At 65.7% G+C, this 24,139-nt stretch carries 22 protein-coding genes; 9 read left to right on the top strand and 13 right to left on the bottom strand.

Features of this window, described 5'->3' with window-relative positions; genetic code table 11:
* Positions 1-6: 6 nt before the first annotated feature.
* The 5 genes from ACFC25_RS15990 to ACFC25_RS16010 all read right to left on the bottom strand — a co-directional run bounded on the left by ACFC25_RS15990 (position 7) and on the right by ACFC25_RS16010 (position 4,988).
* Complete coding sequence (locus tag ACFC25_RS15990; protein ID WP_376046804.1) at positions 7-2,112, bottom strand: chorismate-binding protein; 2,106 nt, start codon at positions 2,110-2,112, stop codon at positions 7-9.
* Complete coding sequence (locus ACFC25_RS15995) at positions 2,109-2,666, bottom strand: low molecular weight protein-tyrosine-phosphatase (protein ID WP_376046807.1); 558 nt, start codon at positions 2,664-2,666, stop codon at positions 2,109-2,111. Before ACFC25_RS15995 ends, ACFC25_RS15990 begins: the two co-directional genes overlap by 4 nt.
* Before the next feature lie 136 nt (positions 2,667-2,802).
* A complete protein-coding gene (locus ACFC25_RS16000; protein ID WP_376046810.1) occupies positions 2,803-3,426 on the bottom strand; it encodes a LysE family transporter in 624 nt (207 codons plus the stop codon).
* Between the two features lie 109 nt (positions 3,427-3,535).
* Positions 3,536-4,354 (bottom strand): methyltransferase domain-containing protein, encoded by an 819-nt coding sequence (locus ACFC25_RS16005; RefSeq protein WP_337347424.1) that lies wholly within the window; start codon positions 4,352-4,354, stop codon positions 3,536-3,538.
* 109 nt (positions 4,355-4,463) lie between these two features.
* On the bottom strand, positions 4,464-4,988 hold the full coding sequence (locus tag ACFC25_RS16010; RefSeq protein WP_376046814.1) for a MarR family winged helix-turn-helix transcriptional regulator: 525 nt from the start codon (positions 4,986-4,988) through the stop codon (positions 4,464-4,466).
* 211 nt (positions 4,989-5,199) lie between these two features.
* Here ACFC25_RS16010 and ACFC25_RS16015 point away from each other — a divergent pair, with 211 nt between their 5' ends.
* Entirely contained in the window at positions 5,200-7,410 is a 2,211-nt protein-coding gene (locus ACFC25_RS16015; protein WP_376046817.1) for an MMPL family transporter, read from the top strand.
* 38 nt (positions 7,411-7,448) lie between these two features.
* On the opposite strand, the gene ACFC25_RS16020 is transcribed toward ACFC25_RS16015, so the two are convergent.
* Entirely contained in the window at positions 7,449-8,378 is a 930-nt protein-coding gene (locus ACFC25_RS16020) for an NAD-dependent epimerase/dehydratase family protein (RefSeq protein WP_376046820.1), read from the bottom strand.
* Positions 8,379-8,507: 129 nt separating this feature from the next.
* On the opposite strand from ACFC25_RS16020, the gene ACFC25_RS16025 reads away from it, so the two are divergent.
* The 7 genes from ACFC25_RS16025 (at position 8,508) to ACFC25_RS16055 (ending at position 14,556) form a co-directional block, all read left to right on the top strand.
* Positions 8,508-9,239, top strand: a complete 732-nt coding sequence (locus ACFC25_RS16025) for a WHG domain-containing protein (protein ID WP_337347420.1) — start codon at positions 8,508-8,510, stop codon at positions 9,237-9,239.
* A gap of 122 nt (positions 9,240-9,361) precedes the next feature.
* Positions 9,362-9,592, top strand: a complete 231-nt coding sequence (locus ACFC25_RS16030) for a hypothetical protein (RefSeq protein ID WP_337347419.1) — start codon at positions 9,362-9,364, stop codon at positions 9,590-9,592.
* A 221-nt stretch (positions 9,593-9,813) separates the two neighbouring features.
* Positions 9,814-11,691, top strand: a complete 1,878-nt coding sequence (dnaK, locus tag ACFC25_RS16035) for a molecular chaperone DnaK (protein ID WP_376046825.1) — start codon at positions 9,814-9,816, stop codon at positions 11,689-11,691.
* Between the two features lie 2 nt (positions 11,692-11,693).
* Complete coding sequence (locus ACFC25_RS16040) at positions 11,694-12,401, top strand: nucleotide exchange factor GrpE (protein WP_376046828.1); 708 nt, start codon at positions 11,694-11,696, stop codon at positions 12,399-12,401.
* A 97-nt stretch (positions 12,402-12,498) separates the two neighbouring features.
* The gene (locus ACFC25_RS16045; protein ID WP_376046831.1) at positions 12,499-13,470 is read left to right on the top strand and encodes a DnaJ C-terminal domain-containing protein; all 972 of its coding nucleotides are present in this window, start codon (positions 12,499-12,501) and stop codon (positions 13,468-13,470) included.
* A gap of 15 nt (positions 13,471-13,485) precedes the next feature.
* Positions 13,486-13,911: a heat shock protein transcriptional repressor HspR gene (locus tag ACFC25_RS16050; protein ID WP_376046834.1), complete on the top strand. Its 426-nt coding sequence runs from the start codon at positions 13,486-13,488 to the stop codon at positions 13,909-13,911.
* A 273-nt stretch (positions 13,912-14,184) separates the two neighbouring features.
* Positions 14,185-14,556 carry a hypothetical protein gene (locus ACFC25_RS16055; RefSeq protein WP_376047026.1) on the top strand — a complete coding sequence of 124 codons (372 nt, stop codon included), beginning with the start codon at positions 14,185-14,187 and terminating at the stop codon, positions 14,554-14,556.
* Positions 14,557-14,610: 54 nt separating this feature from the next.
* Here ACFC25_RS16055 and ACFC25_RS16060 read toward each other — a convergent pair whose 3' ends face one another.
* Genes ACFC25_RS16060 through ACFC25_RS16085 form a run of 6 tightly spaced genes read right to left on the bottom strand, consistent with a single transcriptional unit; the run spans position 14,611 to position 21,057 of the window.
* On the bottom strand, positions 14,611-15,426 hold the full coding sequence (locus ACFC25_RS16060) for an HpcH/HpaI aldolase/citrate lyase family protein (RefSeq protein ID WP_376046837.1): 816 nt from the start codon (positions 15,424-15,426) through the stop codon (positions 14,611-14,613).
* Complete coding sequence (gene hpaH / locus ACFC25_RS16065; RefSeq protein WP_337347413.1) at positions 15,411-16,196, bottom strand: 2-oxo-hept-4-ene-1,7-dioate hydratase; 786 nt, start codon at positions 16,194-16,196, stop codon at positions 15,411-15,413. The genes ACFC25_RS16060 and hpaH overlap by 16 nt, the downstream gene beginning before the upstream one ends.
* A gap of 3 nt (positions 16,197-16,199) precedes the next feature.
* Complete coding sequence (gene hpaD / locus ACFC25_RS16070; RefSeq protein ID WP_376046841.1) at positions 16,200-17,282, bottom strand: 3,4-dihydroxyphenylacetate 2,3-dioxygenase; 1,083 nt, start codon at positions 17,280-17,282, stop codon at positions 16,200-16,202.
* Positions 17,283-17,311: 29 nt separating this feature from the next.
* The gene (hpaE, locus tag ACFC25_RS16075; RefSeq protein WP_376046844.1) at positions 17,312-18,826 is read right to left on the bottom strand and encodes a 5-carboxymethyl-2-hydroxymuconate semialdehyde dehydrogenase; all 1,515 of its coding nucleotides are present in this window, start codon (positions 18,824-18,826) and stop codon (positions 17,312-17,314) included.
* A gap of 43 nt (positions 18,827-18,869) precedes the next feature.
* Entirely contained in the window at positions 18,870-19,562 is a 693-nt protein-coding gene (locus ACFC25_RS16080) for a GntR family transcriptional regulator (protein ID WP_337352040.1), read from the bottom strand.
* Positions 19,555-21,057, bottom strand: a complete 1,503-nt coding sequence (locus tag ACFC25_RS16085) for a fumarylacetoacetate hydrolase family protein (RefSeq protein ID WP_376046847.1) — start codon at positions 21,055-21,057, stop codon at positions 19,555-19,557. The genes ACFC25_RS16080 and ACFC25_RS16085 overlap by 8 nt, the downstream gene beginning before the upstream one ends.
* Positions 21,058-21,281: 224 nt before the next feature.
* Between ACFC25_RS16085 and ACFC25_RS16090 the strand changes: the two genes are divergently transcribed.
* Positions 21,282-23,213, top strand: a complete 1,932-nt coding sequence (locus tag ACFC25_RS16090; RefSeq protein ID WP_376046850.1) for an FAD-binding monooxygenase — start codon at positions 21,282-21,284, stop codon at positions 23,211-23,213.
* Here the strand turns inward: ACFC25_RS16090 and ACFC25_RS16095 are convergent.
* Positions 23,195-24,052, bottom strand: a complete 858-nt coding sequence (locus ACFC25_RS16095) for a prephenate dehydratase (RefSeq protein WP_376046853.1) — start codon at positions 24,050-24,052, stop codon at positions 23,195-23,197. The genes ACFC25_RS16090 and ACFC25_RS16095 overlap by 19 nt on opposite strands.
* Between the last annotated feature and the right edge of the window lie 87 nt (positions 24,053-24,139).

Here is a 24,139-nt window from a genome sequence, read left to right on the forward strand (position 1 = left end):
CCAGGTTCAGGAATCGGGGAAGTCGGCGCCCAGCGCGGACAGCACGCCGAAGGCCTTAACCCGGATTTCGTCGTACTCCTCGTCCGGAACGGAGTCCGAGGTGATGGCACCGCCGACACCGAGAGTCAGTTCCGCCGTCGCCGCATCACCGCTGCCGTCCCCGGCGGCGGAATTGATCACCAAGGTGCGGATGGCAACGGCCAGGTCCGTGGCGCCATTCAGCGAAAAGTAGCCGATGGCCCCGGAATACAGGCCCCGCGGCCCCTGCTCCAACCGGTCCAGGATGGCCATGGTGCTGATCTTCGGGGCGCCGGTCATCGACCCCGCCGGGAAGCACGCCGCCACCGCTTCGGCCCGCGGCGATCCAGGCAGCAGCTGGGCGTCGATAGTGCTGACCATTTGGTGCACGGTGGCGTAGCTTTCGATCGCGCACAGCCTGCTGACCGTGACGGACCCGGGTTCGGCGAAGTGGCTGAGGTCGTTCCGCAGCAGGTCCACGATCATGATGTTCTCTGCCCGGTCCTTGAGTGAGGTTTCCAGGTCGCGCCGCAGCTGCGCGTCCCGCGCGGGATCTGATGCCCGGCGGCGGGTGCCCTTGATCGGCTCGGCCCGCATGCCGCCGTCGGAAGCTATCTTCAGGAACCGTTCCGGCGACGTGCTGGCCACGGTCAACCCGCCAAACCGCAGGTAGCTGGCGAACGGGGCGGGGTTCCTGCGGCGCAGGGCCAGGTAGGTGGCCCAGGGCGCAGCCTCAGCCGCCGGCACCTGTGCCGTGAGCGTGGTGGTGAGGCAGACCTCGTAGGAGTTTCCTTCCCCGATCTCGTGCTGGGCGGACGCAATTTTGTGTTTGTAGTCGAGTTCGGTGTCGCGGCTGCTGAACACCGGTGGACGGACGACGGCGTTGCTGCCGCCGGCGCGGTCCGTCATCCCGGCGTCGTCGCGGGCTGCTTCCGGCGCTGCTGCCGGAGCCGCCGTGGACACGGCGGCTCGTGCCGATGCGAGCCAGCTGCCTGCATCCGGGGACTCGAGGGCGAGCAGCCAAACTGTGCCCTCGGCGTGGTCCAGGACAACAGCCCTTCCGGCGAAGATCAGGGCGGCATCCGGGGTTGGAGCGGCAACATCCGTGCCGCCCGTCTCGCGCTTGAGTTCGTAGCCCAGACATCCCAGCCAGCCGAGCGCAAAGTCACCGGGATAATCGTCCGGGGTGCGGACCGCCCGGCGGCCCCAAACCGTGTCCAGCCAGCGGAAGAACGGGCCCGGCACGCGTGCGGTGGCGCTGCCGGCGGCGATGAGGCTCTCGCCTGACCGGTGCGTGACCACCTGGCCGAACACGCCGCCGTCGTCCGCCAGGATACTGAAGCGGCTGCGCTCCGCTGCCGGGGAAGGCCCAAGCGGCGGGGCGGACGGGGCGTTCGAGGAGTCCAGCCATACGGCGTTGCGAGAGCTGCCGTACAAGTCCGCGAACAGCGCGGCCGCGTCTGGCCGGCAGTCCAGCCGTTCCGTACGGAGCCTCAGGCCGCGCCTTGCGGACAGTTCGGGGACCAGCACGGTTGCCAGCGAGGGGAGGTAGGGCAGGAGCTGCAGGACATCGGTGGGCGCGGAGCCGTCTGCCTCGTTCAGGACGCGGATGTCTGCGTGGGCCGGGACGTCGTCGCCAGCAAGCCAGGCGTCTTCCTGGGCCGCCCATTGATCCCAGTACGGCTCGTACGTTCCTCCGTCACGGTCCAGCGCCCGGGTCCGGCGGACATCGTCCGGCGAATCGGCCCAGACAACGGCGTCCAGCATGAGGCGGGCTTCGGCTGCCGCGGAGCCGACTCCCTCGATGATGACGATCTCGGCGGGGAGCGTGACCCGGGTGTCGCCGTCGTAATGTCTTTCCCAGTCCCAGCTTGTCCACGTGGCGCGGTCGCCGCGGCTCAGGGGGGTGAGGACCGTGGAGACATAGCGCTCGATACCGGCTGCGAGGCCGTTCCAGCCGGGGTAGATGTCCTCCAGGTGGAAGAGCGAGACCTTGTGGTGGTTCCGGAGCCGCGCGGCCAGTTCGATGGCTAGTGTGGTTTTCCCTGCGCCGGATCGCCCGTCGACGGCGATGATCACAGGTACGGGGGTCATGAAATAGAGCGTACCTGCTGCTCCTGCTGCCTGCTCCGGTCGCGGCTCCGGATGACGGACCGGACGTGCTCAATGATCCCCGGCAGGGCGGTCTGGATCTGGTGCCACACGACGTCGAAGTCAGCCTGGCCGCCGTACCAGGGGTCCTCGATGCCCTGGTCCAGCAGGTCTTTGCTGGCTACTTTCGGGTCGAAGCTGCGCAGCATCCGCACTTTATTCATGGATTCCTGGTCCGGAGCGTTTTCGCGCAGCCAGGCGTAGTGGTCGATGTCCAGGGCGAGGATCAGGTCCCGTTCGCCGAACCAGCCGGCCTGCCACTCGCGGGCAATGTGCCGGTCGGAGGTGAGCTTCGTGGCTGCGAGCCGGCGGGCTGCCCTCGGATCGATGGGGCGCCCGGCCTCATAGCCTGTGGTCCCTGCAGAGTCCACCGTCACCTCGCCGTCAAGCCCGGACGCTTCAAGCGCCGCAGCCAGCATCAGCTCGGCCATGGGGGACCGGCAAATGTTCCCGGTGCAGACGGCAATGATCCGGTATGGGCTCGACGATGAGTTCATGGTGCTAAGCATGCGGGATACCGCCGCTCTTGGCTAGCCGGTTTTCGGCATGTTTCACGGATTCGTAAAGAGAATTGCATAAATGGTCACGATGCGGTTGCAGTGTGCTTCTTTTGAACCACGATCAAGCGGTTGGTCAGTGGATCAGGGCGAGGAGAATGCCCACGGCCACGAACAAAATGCCAAAGATCCGGCTGAGGATCTGCTGTCCGCGGGCGGTGTGGGTAAATCGCTGGAACGACTTGGCAGCAGTGGCGAAGAAGAACCACATGACGAGGATGTCAATGACTACGACGGTCGCCGTCAACACGAGATACTGCGGGAGCAGCGGCTGTTCGGGCCGGATGAACTGCGGCATGAATGCAAGGAAAAAGACGATGGCCTTGGGGTTCAGCAGGTTGACCCACAGACCGCGCCGGAACATGGACCCCGCGGGCTCGTTCCGGAGCGACTCGGCAGCCTCCTGGTCGGGTTGGGGTTTGCTCAGGAACTGGCGGATGCCCAGGTACACCAGGTAGGCCGCTCCCGCGTAGCGGATCACGTTGAAGGCGACGGGGGAACTCGCCACCAGGACGCCCACTCCGAGTGCAACCACCATCACGTGGATGACCAGGGCTGCCTGCTGGCCCAGGATCCCCCAGATGGAACGGCGGAACCCTGACGTCAGGGAGTTGCTCATGGTGTTGATCGCACCGGCTCCCGGTGTGAAGCTGACCAGGACGCCGGCACCCGCGAGGGCGAGCCAAAGGGAGAATTGCACCTCCCAAGTTTAGTGCCGGTTCACCACAGTGCTGTCACGGGCTGTATTGGCGGCTCGTGGTGGCCGGAACAGGTTAAGCGCCGCATGCGGACAACGACAGCCCATGGTCCTACGCCCGGGCGATGACCTCGCCGTTCGGGATCAGGAACCAGCCGTCGTCGGTGGATCCCCAGCGGTGCCAGCCCGCCGAAATCCTGGCCAGGTCCGCGGCATTGGCAAACCCGTACTCCAAGGCCTGTTCCGCGAACGCTGAATGCAGCACGCGCTCGCCCCAGACCCGGGCCTGCCACCTTCGCTGTTGACCGGTGGCGTAGAGCCAGTTGCTGCTGGTGGGCGCAACATCGGTGAAGCCGGCGGACTGTGCCCACGAAACCAGCCGGCGTCCGGCGTCGGGCTCGGCCCCGTTGCGGCGGGCGATGCGTTGGTACAGCTCCATCCATTCGTCCAGTTCCGGGAAGGCGGGGTACCAGCTCATGCCGTGGAAGTCGGCGTCGCGCACTGCAACGATCCCGCCCGGCTTGGCGACCCGGCGCATTTCGCGCAGGGCCTCCACGGGGTCGGTGAGGTGCTGCAGCACCTGGTGGGCGTGAACGACGTCGAACGTCTCGTCCTCGAAATCGAGGTCGTAGATGTTCCCGGCCAGGAACTCCACATTTGCCACCCCGCGTTCAGCGGCCAGCGCCGAAGCCTGGGTGATGATGTCCGGTGCCCGGTCCAGGCCAGTGACCTTTCCCGGTGCCACCAGGTCTGCGAAGTCGCAGGTGATGCTCCCGGGGCCGCAGCCGACGTCGAGTACTGAAGTTCCGGGGGTGAGGTGCGGAAGGACGAAGGCCGCTGAATTTTCCGCCGTCCTGGACGCATGGGCGCGGACCACCGACTCGTGGTGGCCGTGGGTGTACACGTCGTCTTCAGGCTGCTGCGCACTCATAACCAAACGCTACCGCCGCGGTAGCTCGAATGGGAGGAACCGCCGTCGTGCCTTCACCCAACTAAGTAGCAGCAGATGTCGTTTTGAGCCCTCATAACGACATCTGCTGCTACTCAGTTGGGCGAGGCGGGGGAGACTGGGCCGAGCCGCCGTTGGACGCTTCCTGGCGGGCTGCGATAGTGGCCTCCACCATCGCGGTCATAAAACGGGTCACGAGCTCCAGCTCTTCGGGCGAGAACTCGGCCATGGCCGTGCCCATGTGGCGCGAGAGCGGCATGAACATGGCTCCGCCGTCCTGGAACGCCTTGGGCGTCATGCGGAGCTGGACCTGCCGCCGGTCTGAGCCGAGCCGTTCCCGGACGACGTGTCCGGACTGGTCCAGCCGGTCGATCAGCGCGGTGGTTGCAGGTGAACTCAGGTTGAGTTCCTTGCGGAGGATGCCTGGGGTGACCACGGTGCCCTTGGCAGTGTGGCGCATGATGACGGCGAGGGCATTGAGGTCCGTGCGGTGCATGTCGTTCCGTCCGCCCGCCGTATCCACATAGCGGTTGGCCTCGAGGGTGAAGTCCTGAAGCAGGCGAACCAGCGACTGGGGGCCTGCGTTTGTGGGGCGCTGGAATGCTTCGTCTGCCATGTTCCGCCTCCTTCGCTCGCCGCTTGATGCCCTGACGGATATTACTGCAGCGCAGCCCGATGAGCGGAGTCCGCCGGAGAACTGCTCCAGGGCAGTATTTCCCCATGTCCATATCTCCAGGCTTATATCTCCAGTGTTATATCTCTCCATGGTGGAGATACTCTATGATGGAATCAATTGTACTCTTCCGTCCCCCAGCCCAGAAGGAACCATGAAATCCAGTCCCCAACACAGTGCGCGGGTCCCGTTCTGGCTGCGCTGGCTCATCCCGGTGCTGCTGGTGCTCACGTGGCTGGCCATCGCCGGGGTGGGCGGCCCCACGTTCGGCCGGCTCGACGAAGTCTCCTCGAATGACCAGGCCTCATTCCTTCCCGCCGGCGCCGAGGCCACCGCCGCGCAGGACTGGCAAGCGAAGTTCCGCGACTCGGACGAGATCCCGGCGGTCATCGTCATTGAGAACGGCGCCGCCATCAGCCCCGCAGAACTTGGCCAGCTGGCGTCCCTGAAGGCCGGGCTGGAGGAGTTGGCGCTGGGGAGTGCCGTGATCGGGCCCATCCCGTCGGAGGATGGCGAGGCCGTGCAGTTCATCGCCCCGATCGGGTCCTCCGGCGAGGTCAAGGAATCGGTTCTGGAGCTGCGGGACTTCCTCGCGGACGCCGCGCCTGAGGGCATGCAGACTTTCGTCACGGGGCCCGCTGGGTTGACCGCCGACCTGGTCAGTGCTTTCGCGGGCATTGACGGAATCCTGCTGCTGGTGGCACTGGGGGCTGTCTTTGTCATCCTGCTGATCGTCTACCGTTCGCTCCTCCTCCCTGTCGCAGTGCTGCTGACCTCCGTCTTCGCCCTGTGCGCCGCCATCCTGCTGGTGTTTGGCATGGCAAAGCTCGGCTGGATCCAGCTCAACGGCCAAAGCCAGGGCATCCTGTCCATCCTGGTGATCGGCGCCGCCACCGATTACGCCCTGCTCTACGTGGCACGTTTCCGGGAAGCGCTGACCCACACCACCAACAGGACTGCCGCCGTCCTGACCGCTTGGAAAGCGTCCTTCGAACCGATCCTGGCCTCCGGCGCCACCGTGATCATCGCACTGCTCTGCCTGCTCTTCTCGGACCTGAATTCCAACAAGGCACTTGGCCCCGTGGCCGCGGCTGGCATTCTCTGCTCACTCTTCGCCGCCCTGACCCTGCTGCCTGCAATCATGGCCCTCCTGGGCAGGGCCGCATTCTGGCCGTTCCGTCCCAAGCTGGTCCCGGCCGGCGAGCGCGAGCCTGACCTGGTCACCGGCTTGGAGGGGCAGAAGGGTATTTGGCGGGCCACCGGTTCGCTGGTGGCGCGCCGCCCACGGACGGTCTGGATCGCGTCAGTCATGCTGCTGCTTGTGGCTTCGGCCGGAGTGCTGCAGCTGAAGGCCAACGGCGTGCCCCAAACGGACGTCATCCTGTCAGCCTCCAACGCGGTGGACGGCCAAGACGCGCTGGCGCGCCATTTCGACGCCGGCAGCGGCAGCCCCGCCGTCGTGGTGGCGGACGAAGGCAGAGCTGACGAGGTGCTGGAGAAGGTGAAGGCAGCCGACGGCGTGGGGGATGCCTACCTCCTGGCTGAAGGAAGCGTGCCGATCATTTCCGGCCAGCCAGGTGTCCCGGGCACTCCCAGCGAGCCGGACGTCCGCGAAGGGAAAGTGCTGATCAACGCCACGCTCAACTTCGCCGCCGATTCCATCGAGGCCGAGGAGGCCGTCAAGGTATTGCGCGAGGACGTGAAAACGGTCGACGACGGCGCCCTGGTTGGCGGCGTGACGGCCACGGCCCTGGACACCAACACCACCGCCCAGCGCGACCTCGTGATCATCATCCCCATCGTGCTGGTGGTCATCCTGTTCATCCTGATGCTGCTGCTTCGCTCGGTACTGGCGCCGGTCCTGCTGGTGCTCTCCGTCGTCCTGTCGTACGGGGCCGCGATGGGCGTGTCGGCCGTGGTGTTCAATAACCTGCTGGGCTTCCCGGGCGCCGACGCCACCGTGCCGCTGTTCGGCTTTGTGTTCCTGGTGGCTCTGGGCGTGGACTACAACATCTTCCTGATGAGCCGCGTGCGGGAGGAGTCCCTCAAGCACGGGACCAGGCCGGGCATCCTGCGCGGGCTTGGCGTGACCGGAGGAGTGATCACCTCGGCTGGTGTGGTGCTCGCTGCAACGTTTGCTGCCCTGGGGGTCATCCCCATCATGTTCCTCGTGCAATTGGCGTTCATTGTGGCCTTCGGCGTCCTCCTGGACACGGTCCTGGTGCGCTCGCTGTTGGTTCCGGCGCTGGTGTACGACATTGGTCCACGCATCTGGTGGCCGTCCAGGCTGGGGAAGCCGGAACTGGACGCTGCCGGCCTGCGTGGCAGTGACGCCTTGGAGCCCGAGGGTGCCGGTCGCCGCTAGGACTGCAGGGGCGCGTTGCGGCCGGCCGGCTTGGGACTTCACCTCTGCGCGCGCCACCAGGCCACCGTGGCCGCGGCTGCCTCCGGAAGTGGCGTGGGGCGAAGGCCTAGGGCCGTTTGGCTCGGCGTCGAATCCATCACGAACGGCTTCTCGAACTGGTAGAGCATCTCGGCGAGTTCGCGGACATCCCTCGAGAAGGCCCCGAGAGCACGGAGCGCCCAGCCCGGCACCGCCACCATCTTCGGTGATTCCACTCCGCCGGCCTCGGTGAAGGCCGTCGCCAGTTGCCGCTGAGTGACTGCCGGCAAGGTGGGGGCGTGCCATACCTGGTTCCACAGCAAAGGCGTCTGCGCGGCATGGATCATCGCCGCGGCCAGGTCCGGGACGTAGGTGAACGAATGGGGCTGGCTGGTGCTCCCGATCACCCAAATCCTCTTGCCCGCCAGAACAGCGGGGACCATTCGCTCACCGGCGTGGGAGGTCCTGACGCGCGGTCCGAAAAAGTCGCCGGCCACTACGCTGACGGTGTTCGTTGGTGAGGCATCCCGCGCCTTCAACAGTTGCGTCCGCACGCCTCGCTTCCCGCCTTGGGCGGTCCGCGGACCTGCCTCGGTCATCGGGCGCTCGGGTTCGCTGTACGAGTACAGGCTTTCGGGAAAGACGACGACGGCGCCCGCCTCGCCTGCCGCCGCAAGCACCGTTTGCTCGGCCCGGGGCAGTTCGGCTTGCCACGCGTCAACGGTGTAAGAAGAGCCGTGAACGCAATGAAAGACGGCGACGGCACCCGCAAAGGCGCCCTGCACCTGTGCGGCATCCTGGACATCTGCCTTGACGCGCTCCACGAGGGGATGCTCAGGTCCGGTGCCCGAGCGGGTAAGGATCCTGACCTTCTTCCCCTGCTCGGCGAGCTGTTCAGCCACCGTCCAGCCTACGGGGCCGGCCCCGGTGACAACGTAGACATTGCTCATGACTTCTCCTTCAAGGTATGGGCTTCGAGAGCACTGCTCTCGCATAAGCCTGCATCCACTCGGTACGCCTTGTCAAGAGCGGTGCTCTCATTTGTTGACAGTGCTCTGCCTTGTGCGATGCTTGGATCCATGAGTGACGCTGCAGCAGAGATGCAAACCATGCCCAGGACGCCGCGGGAACGCGCGCGGGCCCAGACTGTTGCGGACATTGTCCGGCTGGGCAGGGAGCATCTGGCCAGCCATGGTGCGGCAGCACTGTCCCTGCGCGCCGTCGCCAGGGACCTGGGCGTGGTCTCCTCTGCCGTCTACCGCTACGTGGCCAACCGCGACGAACTCCTCACCCTCCTGCTGGTGGATGCCTACGATGAACTTGGCGACGCCGTCGATATGGCGGTGGAAGCGGTGCCCCCGCGGGACCATGCCGGGCGCTTCAAAGCCCTGGGTAGGGCCGTCCGGGACTGGGCGTTGCGTGAGCCGGCCCGCTACGGGCTGCTGTTCGGCAGTCCGGTGCCCGGTTACCAGGCACCGGCCGGGCGAACCACCACGTCTGGAACCCGCGTGGTTTACAGCCTGATCGGCATTCTCGAGGCCGCCTACCGCGCGGGTGGGCTGATGACGGCGGCGCCCACCGCCGTCGTGCCTTCCGCTTTGTCTCCTGACCTGGAAACCATCCGAAACGAACTGGGGCTTGCCGTCCCGGAGGGGCTGCTGGCGAACGGTGCCCTCGTGTGGACGTCACTCTTTGGAACGGTGAGCTTCGAGGTTTTTGGCCAGTACGGAGCGGACACCTTCAGTGCGCGTGATGAACTCTTTGAGCATCATCTGGCCGTGCTGGCGAAGCTGGTGGGGCTCGAAGCCTGACGTGGCTGCGCCTCCGGCGGGCGCCGGTGCCGCCAAAAAACCACCCCTGTTTTGCCGGCGGGCCGCTGGGTAGACTCCAAAATGCGCCCCCCTGGACGCGGAACTCAAAGGAGAGGTGCGCCATGACTGAGAACCAGGAAATCCCCGGTGAGGAGTCCCGGAAAGGTAGTTCAGCGCCGGGGATGGAGGGCGAGGGCGGGCAGTACGCGGAGGGGGACTATGGGGACGTTGGCAGCGTGGAAGCCCCTGCCGACGACCCGGCGGATGCCATTCGCGAGGAGCTTATCGATGGCCAGGTCAACACCACGGACGAGGAGCGGGGTCCCCTGCACGGCGATCCGAACTCTCGGTAGGCCTCCTCAAGGTTCTCCTACAGCGAAACGGCGAGCCGCCGCCGTCGGGCTTAATGCTTGCAAAGACGCGGAAAACGCGGCTCTGTGCCTGCAGCCGCATCCAAAGTTGAGCGTACTTCGCTCAAGTTAGATTGACATCGGTGCCGCCCTGAGTAAAGTTGAGTGTAGAACGCTCAATCCTGGGGCGCCAGCAAGTTTCCAAGGAAAGAAGGAAGCAACACATGTCACGTGCAGTAGGTATCGACCTCGGAACCACCAACTCCGTCGTCTCCGTTCTCGAAGGTGGCGAGCCCACCGTTATTGCCAACGCCGAGGGTGGCCGCACCACGCCGTCGGTCGTTGCATTCTCCAAGTCCGGCGAAGTCCTGGTCGGCGAAATCGCCAAGCGCCAGGCCGTCAACAACATCGACCGCACCATCACCTCCGTCAAGCGCCACATGGGCACTGACTGGAGCGTCGCCATTGACGACAAGAAGTACACCCCGCAGGAAATCTCCGCGCGTATCCTCATGAAGCTGAAGAACGACGCCGAGGCCTACTTGGGTGAAAAGGTCACCGACGCAGTGGTCACCGTTCCCGCGTACTTCAACGACGCCGAACGCCAGGCCACCAAGGAAGCCGGCGAGATTGCCGGCCTGAACGTCCTGCGCATCGTCAACGAGCCCACCGCTGCAGCACTCGCCTACGGCCTGGACAAGGGCAAGGAAGACGAACTCATCCTGGTCTTCGACCTCGGTGGCGGTACGTTCGACGTCTCCCTGCTCGAAGTTGGCAAGGACGAAGATAACTTCTCCACCATCCAGGTCCGCTCCACCGCCGGCGACAACCGCCTCGGCGGCGACGACTGGGACCAGCGCGTCGTGGACTACCTGCTGAACCAGCTCAAGGTCAAGGGCATCGACCTCTCCAAGGACAAGATCGCCCTCCAGCGCCTTCGTGAGGCATCCGAGCAGGCCAAGAAGGAACTCTCCTCCTCCACCAGCACCAACGTCTCGCTCCAGTACCTGTCCGTCACCCCCGACGGCCCGGTCCACCTGGACGAGCAGCTGACCCGCGCCAAGTTCCAGGACCTCACCAAGGACCTGCTGGAACGCACCAAGAAGCCGTTCCACGATGTCATCAAGGAAGCCGGCATCAAGCTCTCCGACATCAACCACATCGTGCTCGTTGGTGGCTCCACCCGTATGCCCGCCGTCTACGACCTCGTCAAGGAACTCGCCGGCGGCAAGGAACCCAACAAGGGCGTCAACCCGGATGAGGTTGTGGCCGTTGGCGCAGCACTCCAGGCCGGCGTGCTGAAGGGCGAGCGCAAGGACGTCCTGCTGATCGACGTCACCCCGCTGTCCCTCGGCATCGAAACCAAGGGTGGCGTCATGACGCACCTGATCGAGCGCAACACCGCCATCCCCACCAAGCGGTCCGAGACCTTCACCACCGCTGACGACAACCAGCCGTCCGTGGCGATCCAGGTCTTCCAGGGCGAGCGCGAATTCACCCGCGACAACAAGCCGCTGGGCACGTTCGAGCTGACCGGCATCGCGCCGGCTCCGCGCGGTGTCCCGCAGGTTGAGGTCACCTTCGACATCGACGCCAACGGCATCGTCCACGTCTCCGCGAAGGACAAGGGCACCGGCAAGGAACAGTCCATGACCATCACGGGCGGTTCCAGCCTCTCCAAGGAAGACATCGACCGCATGGTCAAGGACGCCGAGGAGCACGCAGCCGAGGACAAGGCCCGCCGCGAGGCGACCGACACCCGCAACACGGCTGAGCAGCTGGCCTACTCCGTGGACAAGCTGATCGCCGACAACGCCGACAAGCTGCCTGAAGAGGTCAAGGCCGAGGTCCAGGCCGACGTCGACGCCCTCAAGAAGGCCCTCGAAGGCACGGATGACGCCGCCGTGAAGACCGCGTTCGAGAAGCTGCAGGCTTCCCAGACGAAGCTCGGCGAGGCCATCTACGCCCAGGCCGGTTCCCCCGACGGCGCCACCGGTGCCGCAGGTGCCGAAGGCGCAACGGGCGCCCCTGCCGGTGATAAGGCTGCGGATGAAGACATCGTCGACGCCGAGATTGTCGACGAAGACGAAGCGAAGAAGTAGCCATGCCGCACCACGGTAACGAGGAAGAGCACAACTCTTCATCAGGCCACGACCGCAGCGCGGGGCAGAACGGCAACGGCCACCAGGAGCCGGTCATCCGGGACAACCGTAAGGTTGACCCGGTGACCGGGCAGGCCCGGCACCCGGAAGGGGAAGCAGCCGCCAAGGCTGGTTCCCCGGCCGCCGAGCCGGCGGACACCGACGGCGACGCCCTGGCCCAGGCCGAGGAAATCCTCAACGGCGTTGAGGTGCCTGCCGAGGAATCCGTGGCCCAGGGCGTTCCCGGGGGCTCTTCAGCTGAAGCGGCTGAGCTGAAGAACGACCTCCTCCGCCTCCAGGCTGAGTACGTCAACTACCGCAAGCGCGTCGAACGCGACCGCGCCGTGGCAGGGGAGATGGCCGTCATCGGCGTCCTGAACTCCCTGCTTCCCGTGCTGGACGACGTCGATGCTGCCCGCCAGCATGGTGACCTGGCCGACGGCCCGTTCGCCGCGATCGCCACCAAGCTGGAGAACGCGCTGAAGACGTACGGCCTGGTCCGCATCGATGAGACCGGAGTGGAGTTCGATCCCACGATCCACGAGGCCCTCATCCAGCAGCCGGGCGATGACATCGACGTTGACACCGTCAGCCAGGTGCTCCGCTCCGGCTACAAGTCAGGCGAACGCGTCCTCCGCGCAGCGCAGGTTATTGTGGCAGTCCCTGCGTAGCATTAGCCCCATATCGAGATGACAGTTCGCGGCAGTGATTCGACAGAACATTGGCGCGAACTGTCATCTCGGCACAGATTTTTGAAAGGAAACGCCATTGGCTAGCCAGGATTGGGTGGACAAGGACTTTTACGCGATCCTTGGTATCGCCAAGGACGCTTCCGACGCCGACATCAAGAAGGCCTACCGGAAACTTGCCCGCCAGCACCACCCGGACACCAACTCGGGGGACTCTGCGTCGGAGAAGAAGTTCAAGGACATCTCCGAGGCCTATTCGGTGCTCTCGGATCCGGACGAGCGCCAACAGTACGACGCCATCCGTGCGATGGGCGGCGGGGCCAGGTTCGCCCCGGGCGGCGCCGGCGCGGCCAATGGTGGCTTCGAGGACATGTTCGGTGGCCTGTTCACCGGCAACGCGGGACGCCACGCCGGCGGGTTCAGTACCTCCGGCGGTATTCCGCCCGAGTTCGCCGACCTGTTCGGCGGCGGCTTCGGTGGCCAGCCCGGCTTCCAGCGCCCGCCAGCCAAGGGCGCCGACCGCACCGCCACCACCAGCATCTCCTTTGCCGGGTCCATCCGCGGCACGACCATCGGCCTGCGGGAGCCCAGCGGCGAAGTCATTGATGTCCGCGTTCCCGCCGGTATCAAGGACGGCCAGAAAGTCCGCGTCCGGGGGAAGGGCCAGCCCGGCCCGGCCGGCAACGGCGACCTCATGGTGGCCGTCTCGGTCAGGCCCCACGATTTCTACACGCGCGACGGCGACAACCTCCGCATCCACGTACCGGTCACCTTCCCTGAAGCTGCCCTGGGCGCCGACATTGAGGTTCCCACCATCGACGGCGAAAAGGTGAAGGTCCGCGTTCCGGCCGGTACCCCGTCCGGCCGCACCCTCCGGGTCAAGGGCCGGGGCGTGAAGACGTCCAAGGCTACTGGCGACCTCCTGGTGACCATCGACGTCGCGGTTCCCAAGAACCTGAACAAAGAGGCGGAGGCCGCGGTGAAGGCGTTCGCCGAAGCCACGGCTGACGCCGATGTCCGGCAGGGCCTGGCCGCCAAGGCCCGGCTCTAGCAGCGGAGCGAAGCCGTGGACATCAATGCTGACCAGCCGATCTTCGTGATCTCGGTGGCGGCCGAACTTGCGGACATGCACCCGCAGACGCTGCGGCAGTACGACCGGCTCGGGATCGTTTCACCCAGCAGGGCTCCAGGTAAGTCGCGCCGCTATTCGCAGCGGGACGTCAACATGCTCCGCGAGGTCCAGCGGCTCTCGCACGAAGGGGTCTCGCTCGAAGGCATCAAGCGGATCCTTGACCTTGAGAACCAGGTGGCCGCACTGCAGCGCAGGGTGACCGAACTGACCGAGGAACTGGGCCGCCGTCGTGATCCCCTGGACTCAAGGATCTTCGCGGCCGGCGCGGCCGGCGACGTAGTGAGCCTCGCCCGTGGCCAGCGCCCCCGTGCAAGGTCGCAGGCCGTGGTGGTTTGGCGGCCGCGCGCCTTGGGCAACTAATTCCTCCTGGCGAACGCTGAAACAGCCCAGCTTTGAAGCCCTGGCGCACAGCAACCCCCTGTGGTTTGCGGGCAAGCCGACCAAAACTGGGCTGTTTCAGCAGCGACGCGCCTCCGGGCGAGTAATTCGGGGCGAGGGTCAGCGATCAATTCGAGTACCCACTACTCGTGACGGGGTGCGTGCCACTGGCTTGAATGGAACCTGCAGCTGGGTCTCACAGCGCGGTTTCAAGCCTTCTGGGGGTGCATTCGAGTGTTCGGTTCCTCATTCATCATGTTCGCCGGGTCAGTGCCGGGGCAGATCCTGCTGGCCATCGGGCAGGTGGTAGTGGTGGTTTGCGTCTGCTTCGACATGGTGCGGGAGATGTCCGTACCGAGGTCGCACCGACGCTATGTTGCCTCCACAGTCTTCAGGACGCTGGCCATTCCGTCGATTGTTTCCACGGGGTCGGGCGTCCTGATCGGTGCTGTGACCTGGTCCTGGATGGACGTGGTGATGTCCATGTTCGTGATGGTGATGATCATTTTCCGGCTCCACCACGATACCGACGAGGACAACTGGTGGAAGGGCAAGGGCAAGAAGCTCGCCCGCTGGGCCCGCCGCCAGTTCAGCTCCCGCACGGCGGTGGCCCCCGCGATGGGCTAGGGGATCGTGAACGTCAAACGCGCCGCTGTCGGACGCCTCCACCCAGCAGGGTGACTAATAGCTGATGGGGGAGCCGCCGTCGGCTGGCTTGATGAACTCGGCGGCTAGTGCTTCGGAGCCGCGGGCCAGGATGGCGACGTCGGCGCCCACCAGGACAAAGGAGGCCCCGGCCGCCAGGTAGCTGCGCGCGATGGCGGGGTTGAAGGCGTTGACGCCGGCCGGTTTCCCGGCAGCCTGGGCGGCGGCTAGACAGTGTTCGACGGCGGCACGGACGTCCGGGTGTTCCTGCTGCCCCAGCACCCCCATGGAGGCGGCGAGGTCCGAGGGCCCGAGGAAGATGGCGTCCACGCCCTCCACGGCGAGGATCTTCTCGACGGCGTCAACGGCAGCGGTGGATTCGATCTGGACCGTGACGCTGACGGTTTCGGACGCCCGGGTGAGGTAGTCCGGAACTCGGTTCCAGCGGGCGGCGCGGGCGAGGGCTGAACCTACGCCGCGGACCCCGTGGGGCGGGTAGCGGGTGGCGGCCACCGCTGCCTCGGCCTCGGCGACGGAGTTGACCATGGGGATGAGCAGGTTCTGCACGCCCAGGTCCAGGTACTGCTTGATCAGGACGGTGTCATTGACGGGCGGCCGGACCATCACCTGGACCGGGTAGCCGTGGATGGCCTGGAGCTGGGCGAGGATGGATTCGAGGCCGTTGGGGCTGTGTTCGGCGTCCACCAGGAGCCAGTCCAGCCCGGACCCGGCGCAGAGCTCGGCGATCAGCGGACTGCCGGAGCACACCCACATGCCGGCCAGCGGGCGGTCCGCTTCACCTTTTTGATTCCGCAAAGCATCGCGGAAGGTGTCTTCTACTCGAAGCGGCATGTGATGCTCCCCAGGGGTCCGTAGTCGGCGTGCACGGTATCGCCTTTGTACACCCACAGCGGGCGGGTAAAGGAGCCGGCGAGGATGATATCGCCGGCCTTCATGCCGTCTCCGTGGGCTGCGATCTTGTTGGCCAGCCAGTGCACCCCGTTGGCGGGGTGGTCCAGGACGCCGGCGGCGACCCCGGTCTCTTCCACGGTCTGGTTCTTGTACAGGATGGCCGAGACCCACCGGAGGTCAACGGCGTCGGGTTTGACCGGGTTGCCGCCGATCACCATGGCCCCCATCGCGGCGTTGTCCGCTATGGTGTCCACGATGGTCCGGCCCTCCATTTCGATCCGGGAGTCCAGGATCTCGAGGGCCGGAACCACGTAGTCGGTGGCGTTGAGGACGTCGAAGATGGTGCAGCCCGGGCCCTTGAGCGCATCCTTCAGGACAAAGGCGAGCTCCACCTCCACGCGCGGGTGCGTGTACTTATCCCACTGCACAGAGCAGCCGGTTTCGAGCACCATGTCGTCAAAGATCGCGCCGTAGTCCGGTTCGGTGATGCCGGTGGCGGCCTGCATGGCCTTGGACGTGAGGCCGATCTTCCGGCCCACGAGCGTCCGTCCGGCCTCCTCGTTCCGCCGCCGCCAGAGCTGCTGCACGGCATAGGAGTCCTCCACCGTCATCTCCGGGTAGCGGGCGGTCAGCCGGGGCACCGGAGTCCGGGAACGCCCGGCTTCGACCAGTTCGTCGGCGATGGCTTCGATCGTCTTCGCGTCCAGCATGTCCTAGACCTGCGCCCCGAGCTTGAACCCTTCGACGTCTCCGGAGGCGTCGTCCTTGCGGGTGTAGGAGAAGCCGTCGGCGCCCACGGTGACGGCCATTTCGGACTTTTCCTCGCGGACGACGACGGGCTGGGGGTTGCCGTCGAGGTCCAGGACCAGGGAGGCTTCGGTGTACCAGGACGGGACCACGGGGTTGCCCCACCAGTCGCGGCGCTGGTTGTCGTGGACGTCCCAGGTGATGACGGGGTTGTCGGGGTCGCCGGTGTAGTAGTCCTGGGTGTAGATCTCGATGCGGTGGCCGTCCGGGTCCAGGATGTAGAGGTAGAAGGCGTTGGAAACGCCGTGCCGGCCGGGGCCGCGTTCGATCCGGTCGCTGATGCGCAGGGCGCCCATCTTGTCGCAGATCTGGATGATGTTGTGCTTTTCGTGCGTGGCGAACGCGACGTGGTGCATGCGCGGGCCGTTGCCTCCGGTGAGGGCGGTGTCGTGGACGGTCTGCTTGCGGTGCATCCACGCGGCGTACGTGACGCCGTCGGAATCCTGGATGTCCTCGGAGACCCGGAAGCCGAGGTCTTCAAGGTATTTGCGGCCGCGGGGGACGTCCGGGGTGACCTGGTTGAAGTGGTCCAGGCGGACCAGTTCCCCGGCGGAGTAGAGGTCGTAGCGCTGGGTGAGGCGTTCGACGTGCTCCACGTCGTAGAAGAACTCGTAGGGGAAGCCCAGCGGGTCCTCGACGCGGACGGAATCGCCGATGCCCTTAGTGAAGCCCTCCTTGCGGCGCTCCACCCGGCAGCCCAACTCGCGGTAGTAGGCCTCTGCGGCGTCCACCTCGGCGGGGGACTTCACCCGGTAGGCAAAGGCGGCGACGGCGGCGATGGGTCCCTTGCGGAGCACCAGGTTGTGGTGGATGAACTCCTCGAGGGAGCGCAGGTAGATCGCGTTCTCGTCTTCCTCGGTCACGTGCAGTCCCAGGAGGTCCACGTAGAACTCGCGGGATTTGGCGAGGTCGGTGACCACGATTTCCATGTAGGCGCAGCGGACAATATCCGGAGCCGGGACCGTGGGGGTGGGAACGAAGTTCGTCATGATGGTCTCTCTTCTTTGAAAGGGGTGGCTCAGGCGCCGAATTTGGGCGTGTGGACGGAGCCGAGCGTGATGTGCACGGCCTGCTGGTCGGTGTAGAAGTCGATGGAGCGGTAACCGCCCTCGTGGCCGAGGCCCGAGGCCTTGACGCCGCCGAACGGGGTGCGGAGGTCGCGAACGTTGTGGCTGTTCAGCCACACCATCCCGGCTTCCACGTTCTGGGAGAAGTTGTGCGCGCGGGTCAGGTTTTGGGTCCAGATGTAGGCCGCCAGGCCGTATTTGGTGTTGTTCGCCAGAGCCAGCGCTTCGTCGTCGTTCTCGAACGGAGTAATGGCCACGACGGGGCCGAAGATCTCCTCCTGGAAGATCCGGGCGTCAGGGGCGACGTCGGCGAACACCGTCGGGGCGATGTAGTTGCCCTCGGGCAGGTGGTCCGGGCGGCCGCCGCCGGCCAGGAGCCGGCCTTCGGACTTGCCGATCTCCACGTAGGAGGCCACCTTCTCGTAGTGCTCCGGGTGGACCAGGGCACCCACCTGGGTCTTGGGATCGTGGGGATCGCCCACCACGATGTTCTTGGCCCGGGCCGCGTACTTCTCGCAGAATTCGTCGTAGATAGCGCGTTCGACGAGGATCCGGGAGCCCGCGGTGCAGCGTTCACCATTAAGGGAGAACACCCCGAACAAGGCGGAGTCGATCGCGGCGTCCAGGTCGGCGTCGGCGAACACCACGCACGGTGACTTGCCGCCGAGCTCCATGGACAGGCCCTTAAGGTTCGCAGCGGCGTTGCGGAAGATCGTCTGCCCGGTAGTGGTCTCGCCGGTGAAGGAGATCAGCGGCACGTCAGGGTGCTTGACCAGCGCGTCGCCGGCTTCCTCGCCGAGGCCGTTGACCAGGTTGAACACGCCGTCCGGCAGGCCGGCATCCTTGAAGATCGCGGCCCACAGCGAAGCCGAAAGGGGGGTGAACTCGGCGGGTTTGAGGACCACGGTGTTGCCGGTGGCCAGGGCCGGGGCGAGCTTCCAGGACTCCAGCATGAACGGGGTGTTCCACGGCGTGATGAGGCCAGCGACGCCGATCGGCTTGCGGTTCACGTAGTTGATCTGGGAGCCGGGGACCTTCATGGCGTCGTCGAACTGGGCCACAATCAGGTCCGCGAAGAACCGGAAGTTCTCGGCTGCACGGAGGGCCTGGCCCTTGGCCTGGGTGATGGGAAGGCCGGTATCGAAGGTCTCCAGTTCCGCAAGGCGCTCTTCCTGGGCTTCGACGGCATCGGCAATCCTGTTCAGGATCCGGGCGCGTTCGCGCGGCTTCATCTTCGGCCACGGTCCGGAAGTGAACGCTTCGCGGGCAGCGGCGACAGCAAGGTCGATGTCCTCTTTCTGGCCCGCAGCGGCAGTGGCGTAATTGGTGTTGGACACCGGGTCCAGGACATCGAAGGTCTTCCCGCCCACGGAGTCAACGAACTGGCCGTTGATGTAGTGCTGGATGTGGCGGGGGAGTTCTTGCGGGATGTAGTGGGTCTTGGTTTCCGGGGCAGTGAACGTCATTGTTGTTTCCTTACTGCTGTGCGGTCTGTTGGCCGGGGAGGGGTCAGAGGTTTTTGGCCTGGGCGAGGTAGGCGTCCAGGGTGGCGGAGCGGTGGAGCCGGGCCGCTTTTTCGATGGTGTCGGCGTCGGCGCCGGTCTCGATGAGCCGGAGCAGCGCCTCGTGTTCGTCCACGGAGTTGTGTGCCCGGCCGGGCACAAAACGGAATACGGAGGACCGAAGCGAGGCGAGCCGGTTCCAGCCTCGGTGGACCAGGTCCAGGATGTGGGGGTTGGGGCAGTGTTCGAACAGGACGCTGTGGAAGTCCTGGTTGAGCCGGGTAAAACGGATCGGGTCAAAGTGCTGGAGGCATTCGCGCATTTCCTCGTTCACCGCACGGGCCCGGGCGATGTCCGCCGCTCCGATGAGCGGGGCGGACAGCGCTGTGGCGGCGCCCTCCACGATGCTCAGGGTCTGCATGGTGTAGAGGTACTCGGTGGGGTCGATCCCGGAAACCGTGGCGCCGACGTTCCGTTCGAACTTCACCAGGCCTTCGGCTTCGAGCCGGCGGATGGCTTCGCGGACCGGGACCACGCTGACGCCGAGGTCCTCGGCGATCTTGGCAAGGACCAGCCTGTACCCAGGGGTGTACGTGCCCTCCACAATCCGGGTCTTGACGGCCTGGTAGGCCTGCTCGGACTTGCTGCCGACAGTCCCGTTCCCGGACGAAGTGCCCGCTGCGGTGGCTATTTCAGTCATCGGCTTTATCCGTTTCCCATTGCTCGTACTTGGCCCGCCATTCAGTGTTCAGCGGGTAGAGGCCGTCCACGCTGTGGCCCCGCTGGACCATTTCGGCGATGAACGTCTCTTCGCTTTCCTGGACGATGGAGTCGTCCGCCAGTTCCTCGGCGAGGGCCGGCGGGATCACCAGGATGCCGTCCGAATCCGCCACGATGATGTCGCCGGGCTGGACGGTGGTGCCGCCACAGGCGATGGTGATGTCGGTGTCCCACGGGATGTGCCGCCGGCCCAGCACGGCGGGGTGGGGGTTGGAGTAGTAGGTGGGCATGTCCATGGCCGCGACAGCGGAGAAGTCGCGGACGCCGCCATCGGTGATGATGGCCGCGGCTCCGCGGACCTGGGCTCGGAGGGCCAGGATGTCGCCGATGGTGCCGGTGCCTTTTTCGCCGCGGGCCTCCATGACCAGGATTTCGCCCTCGTTGACGGAGTCGATGGCCTTTTTCTGGGCGTTGAAGCCGCCGCCGTGGGTCTTGAACAGGTCCTCGCGGTTGGGCACGTAGCGCAGGGTCCGGGCCAGGCCAACAATGCGCTTCTCCGGCCGGGTGGAGGTCAGGCCGTCGATGCTGACGTTGTTCAGGCCCCGCTTGCGCAACTGCGAGGACAGGGTGGCGGTGCAGACGCTTTCCAGTTTGGCCTTCAGCTCCGGGGAGAGGACAGGTCCGACGGCGGCAGTTCCGTCTGCCGGAAGGCCCGCCGCTTCCCGCGAACCGTACGCTTCCTCCCGCTGTAAGTCATCGGTCTTGGGCCGGGCACCAAAGTCCGCAAACGGCGTCGTTCCTTCCGCCACCCGAGTGACCAGCCGGCCGCTGGTGACGGCTCCGGCGCTGACTTCAACAGTGCTGACTTCAACCTCGACGACGTCGCCCGGCTGGGCCACGGAGGCGCCGGCCGGGGTGCCGGTGAGGATGATGTCGCCCTCTTCAAGGGTGAGCAGCTGGGACAGGTCGGCAACCAGCCGTGCGAAGGGGAAGAGGAGGTCTTCGGTGGTGTCGTCCTGGACGAGTTCGCCGTTGTGCCAGGTGCGGATGCGGAGGCCGGCGGGGTCCACCGAGTCTGCCGCGATCAGGCCCGGGCCCACGGGAGTGAAGCCGTCGCCGCCCTTGGACCGCAGGTTGGAGCCCTTGTCCGCGTAGCGGAGGTCGTAGACGCCGAGGTCATTGCTGGCCGTCACCCATTCGACGTGGCTCCAGGCGTCCTCCAGCCCGACCCGGCGGGCGGGCTTTCCGATGACCAGGGCGATCTCGCCTTCATAGCCGAGGAGTTCGCAGCCGGCGGGGCGCTCCACGATGGAAGGGGTTTGTTCTGAGCCGGTGGCCAGGGACGACGGCGGCTTCAGGAAGTAGGAGGGTTGTTCCGGCGTGCGGCCGCGCTGGGCTGCCCGGCTGGGGTAGTTGATATGCACCGCGATGACCTTGCGGGCCGCGGCCAGGAGGTGGTCGGTGACCTGGTCCAAGAGCTACTCCTCATCGAGTACGAAATCGTATACGAATCACTATGGACCCGGACCGCCGCATCCGTCAACACCTTCCCTTCGCCCGGAATTGGCACTTGTCGGGCGCCTCAAACGTGGCGTAGAGTTCTGGATCACAGGATCACTTTTCTATTATCGAACGTAAAATTCTATTATCGAACATCTGATCGGCGACAAACAGCCACACAACGAAGTGAGGACATCCCGTGCAGTTCCACCACCACGGCTACGTATCCGGTGACCCGCGGGTCCAGCCGGCCGCCGGCGTCGGCATTGACCGTCCCGCCGAACTTCCCGACGAAATCGACGTGCTCATCGTCGGCTCCGGGCCTGCCGGCATGCTGGCCGCCGCGCAACTTTCCCAGTTCTCCGGCGTCACCACGCGCATCGTGGAGCGCCGGGCCGGCAGGCTCGCCATCGGCCAGGCCGACGGCATCCAGGCCCGCAGCGTGGAGACCTTCCAGGCCTTCGGTTTTGCCGAGCGTATCACCGCCGAGGCCTACCGCATCACGGAGATGGCGTTCTGGAAGCCGGACCCCGCAGATCATTCGCGCATTGTCCGCGCCGCCCGGGCGGTCGACGACGAAACGGGCATCAGCGAGTTCCCGCACCTGATCGTGAACCAGGCCCGCGTGCTGGACTATTTCGCCGAGTTCATGGCCAACTCCCCCACCCGCATGACCCCCGACTACGGCTACGAGTTCCGCAACCTCACGGTCACGGGGGAGGGCGACTACCCCGTCACCGTGACGCTCCTGCACACCTCTGGGCCGAACGAGGGCAAGGAGCGCACTGTCCGCGCCAAGTACGTGGTCGGTGCCGACGGAGCGCGGAGCAAAGTGCGGGAATCGATCGGGTGCCACCTCGCCGGTGACCAGGCCAACCACGCCTGGGGCGTCATGGACGTCCTCGCCGTCACCGACTTCCCGGACATCCGCACCAAGTGCGCCATCCAGTCCGGCTCAGGCGGCAGCATCCTGCTGATCCCGCGCGAAGGCGGCCACCTCTTCCGCATGTACGTGGACCTTGGCGAGGTTGATCCGGACAACCACGGCGCCGTCCGGAGCACCACCATTGAACAGATCATTGCCAAGGCGAATGCGATCCTGCATCCGTACACGCTGGACGTCCGAAATGTGGCTTGGCATAGCGTCTACGAGGTGGGCCACCGCCTGACGGACAGGTTCGACGACGTCCTCCCGGACGAGCGCGGCAGCCGCACCCCGCGCGTGTTCATCACCGGCGACGCCTGCCACACGCACAGCGCCAAGGCCGGCCAGGGTATGAACGTCTCCATGCAGGACGGCTTCAACCTTGGCTGGAAACTGGGGCACGTCCTTGAGGGCCGCAGCCCGGAAAGCCTGCTGGACACCTACTCCGCGGAGCGCCAGGTGGTGGCAAAGAACCTTATCGACTTCGACAAAGAGTGGTCCACGCTAATGGCGAAGAAGCCTGAAGAGTTCGAGGACCCCACGGAGTTGGAGAACTTCTACGTCAGCACGGCCGAGTTCCCTGCGGGCTTCATGACGCAGTACGCCCCCTCCATGCTGGTCGCAGAGCCGAAGCACCAGGACCTCGCCACCGGCTTTACTGTCGGCAAACGCTTCAAGTCCGCGCCGGTGGTGCGGGTCTGCGACACCAATCCGATGCACCTGGGCCACCATGCCACGGCGGACGGGCGGTGGCGAATCTATGTCTTCGCCGACTCGGCAGCTCCGGAATCGGGACAGCCCGGAACAGAACAGCACGGCGCTCCGTCGCCCACCGCGGACTTTGCCGAGTGGATCGCGAACGCACCCGACTCACCGCTGGCCGCCACGCCGTCGGGCGCTGACCGCGACGCGTGGTTCGACGTAAAGGTGATTTACCAGCAGCCGCACACGGAGATCGATATCAACGCTGTTCCGGCGGTGTTCAAGCCCACAGTGGGTCCTTTCCGGCTCACCTACCTCGAGAAGGTCTTCGGCACTGACCCCAACGCCGACATTTTCGAGCTCCGCGGCCTGGACCGCGGCGGCGTTGTGGTGGTAGTGCGGCCGGACCAGTACGTAGCCAACGTGCTTCCCCTGACGGCAACGGCGGAACTCGCCGACTTCTTCGCGCCGCTGCTGAAGCGGCGTCAGGCGGCCGCGGCCTGAACCGCCCGGTACTCGGCGGCCGCGTAGACGCCAAGGATCCGCACTTCCGTGGTGAAGAAGTCCAGTTCCTCCAGGGCCAGGCTGAGCGGCAGATCTTCGGGGTGGCCTTCCACATCGGCCATGAACATCGTGGCGGAGAATTCGTTGCCCACCATGTAGCTCTCGAGCCGGGTCATGTTCACGGCGTTGGTGGCGAAGCCGCCCAATGCCTTGTAGAGGGCTGAGGGGACGTTCCGCACGCGGAAAACAAAGCTGGTTATTGCCGGTCCGGGCAACTCATCCCGGGCCGGCAATTCCTTTTCGCGGGCCAGGATCACAAACCGGGTGGTGTTGGATGGGTCGTCCTCCACCCGGGAGGCGAGCACTTCCAGACCGTACAGCTCCGCTGCGAGCGGCGGTGCGAGGGACAGCTTAGTGGGGTCGTTCCATTCCCGGACTTCCCGGGCGGAGCCGGCGGTGTCGCCGGCAATGACCGGGCGAAGGCCGGCGTCGCGGATCAAACGGCGGCACTGGCCCAGGGCGTGGATGTGGCTGTGGACCTCGGTGGCGGCCTCAATGGTGCTGCCGGGTATCCCCATCAGGTCGAAGTGGATGGGCAGGAAGTACTCGCCAACGATCTGCAGCCCGGAATGCGGGAGCAGCGTGTGGATGTCGGCCACCCGGCCGGCGATCGAGTTCTCGATGGGGATCATGGCCAGGTCTGCGGCGCCACTGGACACTTCTTCGAAGACATCCTCGAAGCTGGCGCAGGGGACGCTTTCCAGCTCGGGGAACATTTGTTTGCACGCGATATTGGAGTTGGCGCCGGGCTCACCCTGGTACGCAATCTTCTGGACCATGAACCGTATGGTGTCATGCACCGCGCCCACCCGCCCAACTGGGTAGCAGCAGATGTCGTTTTGAGCGCTGAAAACGACATCTGCTGC

Source organism: Pseudarthrobacter sp. NPDC055928, from assembly GCF_042270935.1.
Lineage (GTDB): Bacteria > Actinomycetota > Actinomycetes > Actinomycetales > Micrococcaceae > Arthrobacter.